This window comes from Rhodanobacter sp. UC4448_H15, from assembly GCF_052978265.1.
The window spans coordinates 2,472,897-2,485,714 of the sequence record NZ_CM129665.1; the positions used below are offsets into that span (position 1 = coordinate 2,472,897).

The window sequence follows — 12,818 nt, forward strand, 5'->3', positions numbered from 1 at the left end:
CGAATCCCGGCCTTCCATGCCTATCGTCCTCACTCCCTTCGCCCGCACCCGACTGTTCCCTCGCGATCGCCGCCGCAGCGCGATCCAGGATTGCACCGCCGAGGAGTTCGAGCAGCGCCTCAACATCGAAGCACCGCTGAAAGTGCTCGACGGCTACGCGCCGTTCTGCAAGCTGCACGTGCACCGCAACTGGACCTCCACGCGCTGCACCGCCACGCCGATCACCGAGGCCAACCGCCACCTGCTGCGCTCGGCCTACGAGGCGCGCAGCACCGACGAATTGCCGGTGCTGGTGCGCTGGTTCGAAGGCATCGACCCGCCGGTCGCCAACTATCTGCTGCCGATCCTCTACAGCCGCGAACAGCTGGCGAAGGAAGGTTCGCCGATCGACGCCGACTGGGGCGTGGTCGGCTGCCTCTACACGGCCGAGCCCGAAGAGATCCCGATGGTGCCGATCACCATGCTGCGCAATGCGCTGGGCGTGGAAGAAGGCGGCTCGGGCGTGCCACTGGATCGCGCGGCCTATCGGCGCGCCGTGGCGTTCTGGGAACGGCACGCGAACTGGCGCTGAGCAGGGCAAGCCGCGAAGAGCGACCTCGCCCCGGCCCTCCCCTGCCATCGCAGGGGAGGGAGCACATGCGGATCAACTGGCCAGCGAGCTGTTGTCGATCACGAAGCGGTACTTCACGTCGCCCTTGACCATGCGGTCGTAGGCCTCGTCGATCTGCTGCGCGCGGATCATCTCGATGTCGGAGACGATGCCCTTGTCGGCGCAGAAGTCCAGCATCTCCTGCGTCTCGGCGATGCCACCGATCAGCGAGCCGGCAATCGCACGACGCTTGAAGATCAGGTTGCCGATGTTCGGCGTCGGATGCGGGTGCTCCGGCACCCCGACCAGCACCATGGTGCCGTCGCGCTTGAGCAGGCTGGTGTAGGCATCCAGCGAGTGGCTGGCGGCGACGGTGTTGAGGATGAAATCGAAGCTGCCCGCGTGCGCCTTCATCTCGCCGGCGTTGCGCGATACCACCACCTCGTTCGCGCCCAGGTCCAGCGCCGCCTGGCGCTTGCCGTCCGACGTGGTGAAGGCCACCACGTGTGCGCCCATCGCGTGGGCAAGCTTCACGCCCATGTGGCCCAGCCCGCCGATGCCGACCACGCCGACCTTGCTGCCGGGGCCGACCTTCCAGTGCCGCAGCGGCGAGTAGGTGGTGATGCCGGCGCACAGCAGCGGCGCGACGGCAGCCAGTTGCGATTCGGGGTGGCGGACCTTCAGCACGAACTTCTTGTCGACCACGATGCGCTGCGAGTAGCCGCCCAGCGTGTGCCCGGGCGCGTCCGCGGTCGGGCCGTTGTAGGTGCCGACGAAGCCGTTCTCGCAATACTGCTCCAGCCCTTCGTCGCAGGCTGCGCAATGCTGGCAACTGCCTACAAGGCAACCCACGCCCACCGTATCGCCGACCTTGAAGCCGGTCACCTCGCCGCCTACGGCGCTCACATGGCCGACGATCTCGTGACCCGGCACGCAGGGATACAAGGTGCCGCCCCATTCGGAGCGCACGGTATGCAGGTCGGAATGGCACACGCCGCAATAGGCGATCTCGATCTGCACGTCCTGCGGACCGGGCGCGCGGCGCTCGATGTCGAGGGCTTGCAGGGGCTTGTCGGCGGCATGTGCGCCGTAGGCTTTGGTGGTCATGGCGGTTCCTTGGCTCGGGGATGGGGAGAAAATGCAGGGTTCGACCTCGCACGATATTCCTGATCGCGCCGATTCTCCATCCCGTGGCCGGTTTCGCACGCGCTGCAGCGCGGCCTATCGTCCCGATTGGAAATACCGAATGGCGTGCCCGCGCGGTTGGAGGCAGACTGGGTCCGGTCACCTCGACCAACCTGCATCGAAGGAGGCAAGTCCCCATGTCCCACGACAAGAACAAGTCCGCCAGCGGTTCCACTACCGGCGCCGGCGCCCCTGCCGTCAGCGATCGCAACTCGCTGAGCATCGGCCCGAACGGCCCGCTGCTGCTGCACGACGTGCACTTCCTCGAACAGATGGCGCACTTCAACCGCGAGAAGGTGCCCGAGCGCCAGCCGCACGCCAAGGGTGCCGGCGCGTTCGGCGTGCTGCAGGTTACCGAGGATGTGTCCCGTTACACGCGCGCGGCGCTGTTCCGGAAGGGCGCGAAGACCGACATGCTGGCGCGCTTCTCCACCGTCGCCGGCGAATCGGGCAGCCCGGATACCTGGCGCGACGTGCGCGGCTTCTCGCTGAAGTTCTACACCGACGAAGGCAACTACGACCTGGTCGGCAACAACACGCCGGTGTTCTTCCTGCGCGACCCGATGAAGTTCCCGCACTTCATCCGCAGCCAGAAGCGCCTGCCGGATTCGGGCCTGCGCGACAACCACATGCAATGGGACTTCTGGACGTCCAATCCGGAAACCGCCCACCAGGTGACTTACGTGATGGGTGAGCGCGGCCTGCCGCGCACCTGGCGGCACATGAACGGCTACGGCTCGCACACCTATATGTGGATCAATGCCGCCGGCGAGAAGTTCTGGGTGAAATACCATTTCCACACCCGCCAGGGCATGGCGTTCTTCAACAACGCCGAAGCGGCCGCGATGGCCGGCGAGAACGCCGACTTCCACCGCGCCGACCTGTTCAACGCGATCAAGCGCGGCGAATTTCCCGTGTGGGACCTGTCGGTGCAGGTGATGCCGTATGCGGAGGCGAAGAACTACCGCTTCAATCCGTTCGACCTGACCAAGGTGTGGCCGCACAAGGACTACCCGCTGATCAAGGTCGGCACGATGACCTTGAATCGCAATCCGGAGAACTTCTTCGCGCAGATCGAGCAGGCCGCGTTCTCGCCGGGCAACACCGTGCCGGGTATCGGCCTGTCGCCGGACAAGATGCTGCTCGGCCGCGCGTTCGCCTACGCCGATGCCCAGCGCAACCGCATCGGCACCAACTTCCACCAGCTGCCGGTGAACCAGCCCAAGGTGCCGGTGAACACGTACATGTTCGACGGCCAGATGGCCTACCACCACAGCGGCAACGCCCCGGTGCATGCACCCAACAGCGGCGGGCGCCCGTGGTCGGACGACACCGGCCCGGTCGAAAACGGCTGGGAAGCCGACGGCGAGATGGTACGCAGCGCATACACGCAGCACGCGGAGGACGACGACTTCGGCCAGGCCGGCACCCTGGTGCGCGAGGTGTGGAACGACGCCCAGCGCGCGCAGTTCGTCGATCAGGTCGCCGGCAGCCTGCTCGGCGGCGTGCGCAGCCCGGTGCTGGAACGCGCCTTTGCTTACTGGAAAAGCGTGGACGCGAAAATCGGCCAGCAGATCGAGGACAAGGTCCGTGCCGGCAGCGCATCGGAACCGACCGAGGGCATGGGCGAAGGTTGATCGCCCTCACACCCTGTCGACTCCCGTCACACCCGTAGATACCGTCTTGCCGTCCGTCAGGCAAGCGCGATGCTGGGGTCGAAATTCTTACCTGAGCGGATAACCCCCCAAGCGAGGTGGAGCAGCTTGCGCATGGCGGCACCCAGCGCCAGTTTGCGTGGCTTGCCGCGAGCGACCAGTCGATCGAACAAGGCGCGCACGGCGACGTTGTGGCGGATCGCCGTCATCGCCGGCATGTAGAGCTTGGCGCGCAACAAGGCGTGACCGAGCTTGGACAGGCGGCTTTGACCGACCCACTTGCCCGACTCGCGGATGGCGGGATTCATGCCGGCGAAGGCATCGAGCTTGCGCGGGTCGTCGAACCGGCGCAGGTCGCCCGCACAGCCCAACATGAAGGCCGCCGTCAGCTCGCCAATCCCCGGAATGGAGGTCAGCAGGCCGGCATCGCGGCGTAAGTCCGGATCCGAGTCGATGTGGTTGTCGATTTCCTTCTTCAGCTCTGCGATCTGGGCGTCCAATGTCTCCATCACGTCGGCGATGGAGCCGCGCACCGCCTGATCGCTGACGTCCAGCCGGTTGCGTTCCATCTGGCGCATGCCCTCCAGATCGTTCAGCCGGTGGATCAGGGCGCGCAGTTTGCGCTGGGCGGGCGTGGGCGGCACCCACGGCCGCAAGGTGGTGCCCACCTGCAACTGCGCCATCGCAAAGCGGGCGATCAGCTTGGCATCGGCATGATCGGTCTTGGTCCTCGACAACTCGCTCTTGGCATAGGCGGCGACCTGGGCCGGGTTGGCCACGTAAACGGTCACGCCGCGCTCGACCAGGAAAGTGGCCAATGCTTCGTGATACACGCCCGTCGCTTCCATGCACACCGCCGCTCCCGGCACGTGGCGATCCAGCCAGTCGCTCAGCAAGGTGAAGCCGGCGGGCGTGTTCGGCAACTTCGCTTTGGTGCGGTACTTGCCCTTCGGTTCCAGCGGCGCGGCCACGTCAAAGGTTGCCTTGGCCACGTCGATGCCAACCATGGATTCTGTCATCAGCCAATCCTCGTTCGGTTCAGGTGTCCGACCATCGAAGATCCGCCAAGCCGATCCTTACACGTGCAGGCTCACGCCAGGGGCGGGCCTAAGATACCGTTGCAGCTTGCGGCAGATAAAACGGAACGGGGGCGCGAATCTACGGCGCAGGCGCGAAGCCAGAGGAGCCCGACGGCGTCTCCCCGTTCCCACCGATGATCAGTCGGCGATTCTCCCCCAACCTCCGAGGAGAATCGACACATAAGGAGCCCGCTCGCGGGCGATGCTCTTGTCGGGTGTCGGGGTTCGACAGCCGCAAACCAAAACAGCATCGCCCGCGAGCGGGCTCCTACTGGCGACGGCTTCCCGGTGGCACTGTCTGCTGAACCAGCATTCATCACGTTCACGCAGCCATTTCACCGGCACTGCTTCCATCGGACTCCCCATGAGTCGGCGCCCGGCCAGTCCTGGCCGGCTGGCGACATCACCGAAGAAGGAGTCACTGATGACCAAGCACACACTTCCGCTGTTGATCGGCCTGTCCGTGTGCACGGCAGCCATGGCGCAGCAGGCGCCCGCCCCCGCGCAATCCGGCACCACCACGCAGATCGTCACCACGACCACTCACTGGGGCACGCAGCCGCCGGAAGGCGCGCTGACCGAGGACGCCATCAAGACCGCGATCGCCAATGCCGGCTACAAGGAGGTCAAGGGACTCAAGTTCGAGGACGGCGTGTGGCGCAGCCAGGCACGCGGCGGCAACGACCAGTGGGCGAAGATCACCGTGGGACCGGTCAGCGGCAAGGTCTACGTCACCGACGCCCCGTCCAGGCTCAACAAGGACGAAATCAAGGCCAAGCTCACCGCCGCCGGCTACGAGAAGATCCACGACGTGGAATACGAGCACGGCCTGTGGAGCGCCGAAGCCGACACCGCCCGCGGCACCGATGTCGAACTGCTGGTCGACCCCGACGACGGCAGCGTGGTGGCCAAGTCGCGCGACTGACATGGCGTTTGCCGACACTGAAAACCCGATGCCTTGATGGCATCGGGTTTTTCATTTCAGGGGCGGCTCAATCGAAATGCTCCATGTCTTCCGGCAAGCCCAGCCAGGAATGCTGACGCCCTTCGTAGACCGATACCTGCGGCGGCGGAAAACTCGGGTCGGCGCCATTCAGCCAATTGCGAACAGGCCTATTAAGGTATAATGGACGCCGTGAAGTCCGCCAAGCCGACCATCCCCAACAAGAAGCCGCTCCGCGCCGCCAAAGCGCCCAGCCAGCGGGCCATCGTCCGTGCAGTGGCCAGTTCCACCGCTATCGAAACCGGCAAGAGCATCCGCCAGGTCGAAGAGTCCTTGCTCGGCAAGAACCCCAAGCTTCGCGGAATCGCACTGGCAAGCTGACTCCTCTCAGTTCACCAGGGCCGCTTCAACCAATCGCTGCATCGGCCGGTAGTCGTTCGCCATGCCGGCTCGAATGGCGCCGAAATACGCTGCCTTGTCTGCCTCCCACGCGCTGTAGTCGAGTGGCCCGCGCCCCGCCTGTACCACCATGACGTCGGCCAATAGGCGCGACAGCCGCCCATTCCCCTCGCGAAATGGGTGAATCAGGATGAGTTCTACGTGGGTCATGGCGATCGCTTCTATCAATGAAGCATCATCAATGTCATGGCAAGGCGTGAAACGTGCAAGACAATCGCGTTCAAACACCGTCAACAGACGGGGAACCTGCGTTGCCGCGGCAAAATGGAAATCGCCCTTGCCCATGTTGACCGAGCGCTCCATGCCAGCCCAGTCATATACATTGCCGAGCCACCGACGATGCCAGGTTTTCAAGTCCGCCACGTACAGGCGCCGATCAGGCAATGCCTCCAACAGCACCGCCCGGTAGATCTGCCCCAATAACTGCAGTTCGACTTCGTCCATCTCGTCTGGATCGGTCACGCCCAGCTTGTTCCGCAAGACCCGGTCGTCCGAGCCAGGCTCGTGGCTGCCTTGGGCCTCACCGGCTTCGTAACGGTTACTCATGCAGACGCGTCCCCCATCTCCTGCCCTCACATCTCCACACAATCAAACCGCCGATCCGCTTCCACCTCGGCGTCGTAGTCCACGTCGTCGCGGTCGAAGCCGAACAGCTGCAGGAACTCGTGCTTGTAGCCGGCGTAGTCGGTGATCTGCTTGAGGTTCTCGGTGGTGACGGTGGGCCAGATCGTCTTGCAGGGTTCCTGCACGTCGTCGCGCAGTTCCCAGTCATCCAGGCGCAACCGGCCTTCATCGTCGGTAGGCGCGGCCGCACCATCAGCACGGTAGAGGCGGTCATGGAACAGGCGGTTGGCCTGCTCGATCGGGTTTTCGTGGATGCCCTTCTCCTTCATGATCTTGAAGGCAATGGAGACGTACAGCGGGATCACCGGGATGGCGGCGCTGGCCTGGGTGACGACGGACTTCATCACGCCCACGTAGGCGTCGAGGCCGGGGTGGCGGCTGCGCAGTTCACGGGCCGTGTTGTCCAGGTGCTGCTTGGCCTGGCCCAGGGTGCCGTGCCAGTACATCGGCCAGGTGATCTCGGTGCCGATGTAGCTGTAGGCGATGGTCTTGGCGTGTTCGGCCAGCACGCCGGCGGCGCTCAGCGCGTCGATCCACAGCGCCCAGTCCTCGCCGCCCATCACGGTGACGGTGTCCTTGATCTCCTGCTCGGTGGCCGGCTCGACGGTGGCCTCGATCACGGTGTCCTTGTTGGTGTCGACCGAGGTGTTGTGGAACGGCTCGCCGATGGTCTTCAGCGCCGAGCGCACCACTTCGCCGGTGTCGGGCAGCTTGCGCACGGGCGAGGCCAGCGAGTAGACGACCAGGTCGATCGGGCCGCCCATCTCGTTCTTGATGATCTCGATGGCCTTGGCGCGCGTCTCGTGGGCGAACGCGTCGCCGTTGATCGACTTGCTGTACAGGCCGGCGGCCTTGGCCGCCTTGTCGAACGCGGCGGCGTTGTACCAGCCGGCGGTGCCGGTCTTGTCGTGGCTGCTGGGCTTCTCGAAGAACACGCCGAGCGTGGCGGCGCCGTAGCCGAACGCGGCGGTGATGCGCGAGGCCAGACCGTAGCCGGTGGAGGCGCCGATCACCAGCACGCGCTTGGGGCCCTTGCTCTTGTCGTGGCCGGCGGCCTGGGTGATCGCGATCTGGTCGAGCACGTTGCGCTCGCAGCCGACCGGGTGGGCGGTGACGCAGATGAAACCGCGGACTTTGGGCTTGATGATCACGAGGAGCTCCTGGGGTGTTCGGCAATTCCCCATATTAACCAAGCGACGCGGCCATGCGCTGCCGTAGGGGTCTCGACTCGTGGTGTGGCCCTTCGACTTCGCCGCTGCGCGGCTACGCTCAGGGTGAACGGATGGGGCTTCCGGTTGGGGGCTCGCGCAAAAAAGGAAACCCCGCAGCGAGTGCGGGGTTTCCTTTGCATCATGCGACGCGGGGTCGGCCGATCAGGCGGCTTCGACCGCCGAGGCCTGGGCGCCCTTGGGACCTTGGGTGACTTCGAACTTCACCCGCTGACCTTCCTGCAGGCTGCGAAAGCCCTTGCTGGCGATCGCCGAAAAATGGACGAACACGTCCGCTCCCCCGTCCTCAGGTGCGATGAAACCGAAACCCTTGGCGTTGTTGAACCATTTGACCGTACCGAAAGTCATTGCGTGAACCTCTGGATCCATGGAATGGTGCGCCAGAACTGGTGCGGCTGTCCCCCCGGCTCGCCGCGCTGGCCGGGGAAAAGTAGCAAGAGGTGAAGCCGCATTGCAATACGAAGAAGTCCGGTCCGTGCACAAATTCACCGGATGCCCTCAGACCCGCAGCAACTCGGCCAGGATGCGCGGCACGTCGGCGGTGGCGGCGGCGAGGTGGGCGAAGATCTCCTCGATGCTGATTTCCGCCTCGTCGCCGCAGCCGGCGGCAAAGTTCGCCACCAGTGCCAGGCAGGCATAGTCCAACTCCAGTTCGCGCGCCAGTACGGCCTCGGGCATGCCGGTCATGCCGACCAGGTCGCAACCGTCGCGCTTCATGCGGGCGATCTCGGCACGGGTTTCCAGCCGCGGCCCCTGGGTGGCCCCGTAGCAGCCGCCGTCGATGGCCGCCACGCCGGCCGCACGCGCCGCATCAAGCAATTGCCGTCGCAACGATTCGGCATACGGCTCGCTGAAGTCGATGTGTTTCACCTCGGCGCCTTCGACGTCGCAGTAGCTGGTGAGGCGGCCGTGGGTGTAGTCGATCAGCTGGTCGGGTACCACGATTACCCGCGGACCCATGTCGTCGCGGATGCCGCCGACGGCATTGACGCCGACCACCCGCCGCGCGCCCAGGCTGTGCAACGCCCACACGTTGGCGCGGTAGTTGACCCGGTGCGGCGGCAGCGTGTGGCTCTCGCCGTGGCGGGCGAGGAAGGCGATGCGCTTGCCGGCGAAGTCGCCGACCACGATGTCGCCGGAGGCCGGGCCGTAGGGCGTGTCCACCGTGTGCCGCTCGGCATTTTCCAGGCCCGGGAAGTTGTACAGGCCGCTGCCGCCGATGACGGCGAGGTCGAGGGGGGTAGTTTCGTGATGGGGCATCGTAATGATCCGTTTTCAGGTTGCAGCCAGAAATTCACCACCGTTCACCTTGAGCGCAGCGCAGCGAAGTCGAAGGGTGATCGGCTGGGGTAGCGCAAGCGCAAATTCGAAGCGCCACAGTTGTGCGCCCTGGTCCCGAATCCCTATTCCCCATTCCCGGCCTTCAACGCGTAGATGCCCGGCAGGTTGCGCCCCTGCTCGTAGTAGTCCATGCCGTAGCCGAACACGAAGCGGTCGGGCAGTTCCACGCCGTTGAAATCCGAGGCGATGCCTTCGACCAGACGGTCGTGGCGCTTGGTGCACAGGCTGGCGATCAGCACTTTTTTCGCACCGCGCTTGTAGCAGTCTTCGCGCACTTCCTTCAGCGTGTGGCCTTCGTCGAGGATGTCGTCGACCAGCAGCACCACGCGACCGGCCAGCGACACGGCGGGTGCACGCAGCCAGTGCAGCGTGCTGCCGGTGGTTTCGCCGCGGTAGCGGGTGGCGTGCACGTAGTCGAACTCCAGGTCGGTGCGGATCGCCAGGGCCAGCTGGCCGGCGAAGATCAACGCGCCGTTCATCACGGTGAGGAACACCGCGCGCTCGCCGCCGAGCACGGCATCGATGCGTGCGCCCATGTCGGCGATCACCGGCTCCAGCGCCTCGCGGGCATACAGCAGGTCGGCCTGCGCCAGCGCATCGGCCAGGGAGGGATGTGCAGTGTTCATGCGTTTCCTTCGGCGTGCAACGCCGTGATGCGGGCGACGAAACGGTCGCGCTGTGGATTGTCCGCGAGGCCGGCCCAGGTGGCGCCAATGGCGCCGCGCAGCGTGGCGATCGACGCGGGCATGGCGCCGGTATCGGCAGGCAGCGCGGCCAGTGCCTCCTCGACCACCTCGGGGAAGCAGGCAAGCACCAGGTCGCAGCCGGCGTCGAGGTGCGCCCTCACTCGCCCGCCCACGCTGCCGGCCGCGCCGGCGGCGGCCATGCTGATGTCGTCGCTGATCACCGCGCCGGTGAAGCCCAGTTCGCCGCGCAGGACCTGCTCGATCCAGACTTTCGAATAGCCGGCTGGACGGCTGTCCACGGCCGGGTAAATGACGTGCGCCATCATCACCGCTTCGACGCGTGCCTCGATGCATTCGGCGAACGGGCGCAGATCGTCGCGGCGGATCTCGTCCAGGCCGCGCGGGTCGACCGCCGCCACCTTGTGGGTGTCGCCGATGACCGAGCCATGCCCCGGGAAGTGCTTGAGCACTGCGGCCATGCCGCCCAGGTGCATGCCGCGCACGTAGGCCTGGCCCAGTTCGCCGGCCACCGCGGGATCGGCGTGGAAAGCACGCAGGCCGATAGCCGCGTTGCCACGGGCGAGATCGACCACCGGCGCGAAACTGAAATCGACGCCGCTGGCGCGCAGTTCGCTGGCCATCACCCAGGCGTGCTCCTCGGCCAGGCGGATCGCATCAAAGGGGTCGCGGTCGTAAACGGCACCGATCGCTGCCAGCGGCGGCAGCCGGGTGAAGCCGTCGCGGAAGCGTTGCACCGGGCCACCCTCCTGGTCCACCGCGATCAGCAGGTGCTCGCCGCCGGCATCGCGGATCGCCTCGCACAAGGCCATCAACTGCTCGCGCGAACGGTAGTTGCGCGCAAACAGCAGCACGCCGGCGACGCCGGGCGCGCGCAGCCAGCGTTTCTCGGATTCGGCCAGTTCCGGCGCGGCCACGCCGATCATCAGCATGCGGCATCCTCGGCGGCGCGCTCGGCCGGCGACCATTGCCGGTACGGATGCGCGATCAGGTTGACGTTGTAGTAGCGCGTCAGCGCGCTCACCTCGCGGCCCAGCCACGCCGGCCGCGGAAATGAGGCATCGACTGCAGGCAATTCGACCTCGGCGACGACCAGGCCGGCGTTGTCGCCGCCGAATTCGTCGACCTCGAACAGTACGCCGTCGACGCGGACATGATGGCGGACCTTCTCCAGCACGCCGTCGCAGAGGCTGGCCAGCATGACGCGCGCATCGGCCAGCGGTATCGGGTAATCGAATTCGGCCCGCGCGATGCCGGAAGTGGCGGCCTTGATGTTGAGCCACGCCTGCTCACCGGCCAGCCGCGCGCGCACCGAGGCGCGCGCGTGGCCCTCGCGCAAGGCCTGCGCACCGACCAGGTAGCCCTGCGCGATCGGCTCGCTGCGCTCGATCGCGGCGCGCCACTCGTCGGTGGCCAACAGGAATTTGCGTTCGATCTCGATGGGCATAAAAGTCAGGAGTGAACGGAGAGAAGTGAGAAGTGAGAGAGAGCAAGAACAAGAGCGTCAAGCATGCACTGGATTTCTCTCACTTCTCACTCCTCTTCATTCACTCCTCGCTCCTCAGCGCTCGAACAGCGCAATCGATTCGACATGGGAGGTATGCGGGAACATGTCCATCACGCCGGCCGAGGCCAGCCTGAAGCCGTGCCGGTTGACCAGGATGCCGGCGTCGCGCGCCAGCGAGGCGGGATGGCAGGAGACGTAGACGATGCGTCTGGTCGCCTTGTGCGGCAGGTAGTCGAGCACCTTGTCGGCGCCGGCACGCGGCGGGTCGAGCAGCAGCTTGTCCCACGGCTGGCGCGCCCACTCGGTGGCGCGCTGGTCCTCGAACAGGTTGGCGACGTGGAAGCGCGCGTTGGCGATGCCGTTGCGCGCGGCATTCTGCGCGGCGCGCTCGACCAGGCCGTGCTCGCCTTCCACGCCGACGACCTCGGCCACCCGCCGCGCGATCGGCAGGGTGAAGTTGCCGAGGCCGCAGAACAGGTCGAGCACGCGATCGGCCGGCTGCGGATCGAGCAGCTCCATCGCGCGCGCCATCATCAACTGATTCATGCCGGCGTTGACCTGCACGAAATCGAGCGGCTGGAACTCCAGCTCGACGTCGGCGAAGCGCGCGTCCCCACTGGCGATCGTGAAGGCCAGCCGCGGGTTTTCCGGCCACAACGGATGCACGCTGCTGATGCCGCCCGGCTGCAGGTAGATCGCGAAACCGTGCTGCCGGCCGAACGCGACCAGCGCGGCCTGGTCGTGTTCGCTGAGCGGCTGCATGTGGCGGAACACCAGCGCCATCAGCTCGTCGCCGGCGGCGAATTCGATCTGCGGGATGTCCTCGGCCGCATCCATGGTGCCCAGCAGCTCGGCCAGCAACCCGACCTTGGGGCCGAGCGCCGGATGCATCACTTCGCATTGCCGGATCTCTGTGACGAAACGCGGGTTCTGCTCCTCGCGGAAGCCGACCAGCACGCGGCCCTTCTTCGCCACGTTGCGTACCGACAGCCGACCCTTGCGCCGATAGCCCCATGGTTCGGCGGTGAGCGGCGGCAACCAGGCTTGTGGCGTGACCTTGCCGATGCGCTCGAAGTTTTCGGCCAGCACGCGTTGCTTGGCGGCGATCTGCGAGGGCGCATCGAGATGCTGCAGCGAGCAGCCGCTGCACTGCGCGAAATGGCGGCATTTCGGTTCGACCCGATGCGGCGAGGCGGTGATCACCTCGACCGTTTCCGCCTCGTCGAAATGCCGGTGCCGCTTGCGCAGCTTCGCCATCACCCGCTCGCCGAGCAAGGCCCCGCTGACGAACACCGTCTTGCCGTCGATCCGCGCCACGCCGCGGCCATCGTGGCCGAGGTCGGTGATGTGTGCTTCAAAGGGTGTGGGCGAGACCGAGTTGGAACGTGACATGGGGCGCAGACAGAAGGGCTGGCCGCCAATTATCACAGATCGGGCCGGACCGCGCCCCCGTAGGGCGGGCACTGCCCGCCCTACGCGGTAGGGATCACTTTGCGGCGGAAG

General features: G+C 66.0%; 14 protein-coding genes. 4 read left to right on the forward strand and 10 right to left on the reverse strand.

What is annotated here, in order from left to right:
• The first annotated feature begins 16 nt into the window (after positions 1 to 16).
• On the forward strand, positions 17 to 571 hold the full coding sequence (locus tag ACVCMI_RS11200) for a DUF3228 family protein (RefSeq protein ID WP_395118787.1): 555 nt from the start codon (positions 17 to 19) through the stop codon (positions 569 to 571).
• Positions 572 to 643: 72 nt separating this feature from the next.
• Here the strand turns inward: ACVCMI_RS11200 and ACVCMI_RS11205 are convergent, their stop codons facing one another.
• Positions 644 to 1,696 carry an NAD(P)-dependent alcohol dehydrogenase gene (locus ACVCMI_RS11205; protein WP_447098765.1) on the reverse strand — a complete coding sequence of 351 codons (1,053 nt, stop codon included), beginning with the start codon at positions 1,694 to 1,696 and terminating at the stop codon, positions 644 to 646.
• A gap of 215 nt (positions 1,697 to 1,911) precedes the next feature.
• Between ACVCMI_RS11205 and ACVCMI_RS11210 the strand changes: the two genes are divergently transcribed.
• A complete protein-coding gene (locus ACVCMI_RS11210) occupies positions 1,912 to 3,411 on the forward strand; it encodes a catalase (RefSeq protein ID WP_447098764.1) in 1,500 nt (499 codons plus the stop codon).
• A gap of 56 nt (positions 3,412 to 3,467) precedes the next feature.
• Here ACVCMI_RS11210 and ACVCMI_RS11215 read toward each other — a convergent pair whose 3' ends face one another.
• Positions 3,468 to 4,448: an IS110 family transposase gene (locus tag ACVCMI_RS11215; protein WP_447097690.1), complete on the reverse strand. Its 981-nt coding sequence runs from the start codon at positions 4,446 to 4,448 to the stop codon at positions 3,468 to 3,470.
• 484 nt (positions 4,449 to 4,932) lie between these two features.
• Here ACVCMI_RS11215 and ACVCMI_RS11220 point away from each other — a divergent pair, with 484 nt between their 5' ends.
• Positions 4,933 to 5,433 (forward strand): PepSY domain-containing protein, encoded by a 501-nt coding sequence (locus ACVCMI_RS11220; RefSeq protein ID WP_395118793.1) that lies wholly within the window; start codon positions 4,933 to 4,935, stop codon positions 5,431 to 5,433.
• Positions 5,434 to 5,634: 201 nt separating this feature from the next.
• Positions 5,635 to 5,832 (forward strand): hypothetical protein, encoded by a 198-nt coding sequence (locus ACVCMI_RS11225; protein WP_395118795.1) that lies wholly within the window; start codon positions 5,635 to 5,637, stop codon positions 5,830 to 5,832.
• Positions 5,833 to 5,838: 6 nt separating this feature from the next.
• Here ACVCMI_RS11225 and ACVCMI_RS11230 read toward each other — a convergent pair whose 3' ends face one another.
• From ACVCMI_RS11230 to rlmD, 8 genes are all read right to left on the reverse strand, one after another.
• Positions 5,839 to 6,456: a Fic/DOC family protein gene (locus tag ACVCMI_RS11230; RefSeq protein WP_447098763.1), complete on the reverse strand. Its 618-nt coding sequence runs from the start codon at positions 6,454 to 6,456 to the stop codon at positions 5,839 to 5,841.
• Between the two features lie 26 nt (positions 6,457 to 6,482).
• Positions 6,483 to 7,685, reverse strand: coding sequence for an enoyl-ACP reductase FabV (fabV, locus tag ACVCMI_RS11235; protein WP_447098762.1), 1,203 nt, complete (start codon positions 7,683 to 7,685; stop codon positions 6,483 to 6,485).
• A 222-nt stretch (positions 7,686 to 7,907) separates the two neighbouring features.
• A complete protein-coding gene (locus tag ACVCMI_RS11240; protein WP_447110629.1) occupies positions 7,908 to 8,111 on the reverse strand; it encodes a cold-shock protein in 204 nt (67 codons plus the stop codon).
• Between the two features lie 150 nt (positions 8,112 to 8,261).
• Entirely contained in the window at positions 8,262 to 9,023 is a 762-nt protein-coding gene (locus ACVCMI_RS11245; RefSeq protein WP_447098761.1) for an S-methyl-5'-thioinosine phosphorylase, read from the reverse strand.
• A gap of 143 nt (positions 9,024 to 9,166) precedes the next feature.
• Positions 9,167 to 9,730 (reverse strand): hypoxanthine-guanine phosphoribosyltransferase, encoded by a 564-nt coding sequence (locus ACVCMI_RS11250; protein ID WP_395118805.1) that lies wholly within the window; start codon positions 9,728 to 9,730, stop codon positions 9,167 to 9,169.
• The gene (nagZ, locus tag ACVCMI_RS11255) at positions 9,727 to 10,740 is read right to left on the reverse strand and encodes a beta-N-acetylhexosaminidase (protein ID WP_447098760.1); all 1,014 of its coding nucleotides are present in this window, start codon (positions 10,738 to 10,740) and stop codon (positions 9,727 to 9,729) included. The genes ACVCMI_RS11250 and nagZ overlap by 4 nt, the downstream gene beginning before the upstream one ends.
• Entirely contained in the window at positions 10,734 to 11,255 is a 522-nt protein-coding gene (locus tag ACVCMI_RS11260; protein ID WP_447098759.1) for a CYTH domain-containing protein, read from the reverse strand. Before ACVCMI_RS11260 ends, nagZ begins: the two co-directional genes overlap by 7 nt.
• A gap of 114 nt (positions 11,256 to 11,369) precedes the next feature.
• Positions 11,370 to 12,707, reverse strand: coding sequence for a 23S rRNA (uracil(1939)-C(5))-methyltransferase RlmD (gene rlmD / locus ACVCMI_RS11265; RefSeq protein WP_395118811.1), 1,338 nt, complete (start codon positions 12,705 to 12,707; stop codon positions 11,370 to 11,372).
• Positions 12,708 to 12,818: the final 111 nt, after the last annotated feature.

What these genes read in the sequence shown, in the direction of transcription:
- ACVCMI_RS11200 (WP_395118787.1), top strand. Translation starts at nt 17, where the DNA reads ATGCCTATCGTCCTCACTCCCTTCGCCCGCACCCGACTGTTCCCTCGC.
- ACVCMI_RS11205 (WP_447098765.1), bottom strand. Translation starts at nt 1,696, where the DNA reads ATGACCACCAAAGCCTACGGCGCACATGCCGCCGACAAGCCCCTGCAA.
- ACVCMI_RS11210 (WP_447098764.1), top strand. Translation starts at nt 1,912, where the DNA reads ATGTCCCACGACAAGAACAAGTCCGCCAGCGGTTCCACTACCGGCGCC.
- ACVCMI_RS11215 (WP_447097690.1), bottom strand. Translation starts at nt 4,448, where the DNA reads ATGACAGAATCCATGGTTGGCATCGACGTGGCCAAGGCAACCTTTGAC.
- ACVCMI_RS11220 (WP_395118793.1), top strand. Translation starts at nt 4,933, where the DNA reads ATGACCAAGCACACACTTCCGCTGTTGATCGGCCTGTCCGTGTGCACG.
- ACVCMI_RS11225 (WP_395118795.1), top strand. Translation starts at nt 5,635, where the DNA reads ATGGACGCCGTGAAGTCCGCCAAGCCGACCATCCCCAACAAGAAGCCG.
- ACVCMI_RS11230 (WP_447098763.1), bottom strand. Translation starts at nt 6,456, where the DNA reads ATGAGTAACCGTTACGAAGCCGGTGAGGCCCAAGGCAGCCACGAGCCT.
- ACVCMI_RS11240 (WP_447110629.1), bottom strand. Translation starts at nt 8,111, where the DNA reads ATGACTTTCGGTACGGTCAAATGGTTCAACAACGCCAAGGGTTTCGGT.
- ACVCMI_RS11245 (WP_447098761.1), bottom strand. Translation starts at nt 9,023, where the DNA reads ATGCCCCATCACGAAACTACCCCCCTCGACCTCGCCGTCATCGGCGGC.
- ACVCMI_RS11250 (WP_395118805.1), bottom strand. Translation starts at nt 9,730, where the DNA reads ATGAACACTGCACATCCCTCCCTGGCCGATGCGCTGGCGCAGGCCGAC.
- nagZ (WP_447098760.1), bottom strand. Translation starts at nt 10,740, where the DNA reads ATGCTGATGATCGGCGTGGCCGCGCCGGAACTGGCCGAATCCGAGAAA.
- ACVCMI_RS11260 (WP_447098759.1), bottom strand. Translation starts at nt 11,255, where the DNA reads ATGCCCATCGAGATCGAACGCAAATTCCTGTTGGCCACCGACGAGTGG.
- rlmD (WP_395118811.1), bottom strand. Translation starts at nt 12,707, where the DNA reads ATGTCACGTTCCAACTCGGTCTCGCCCACACCCTTTGAAGCACACATC.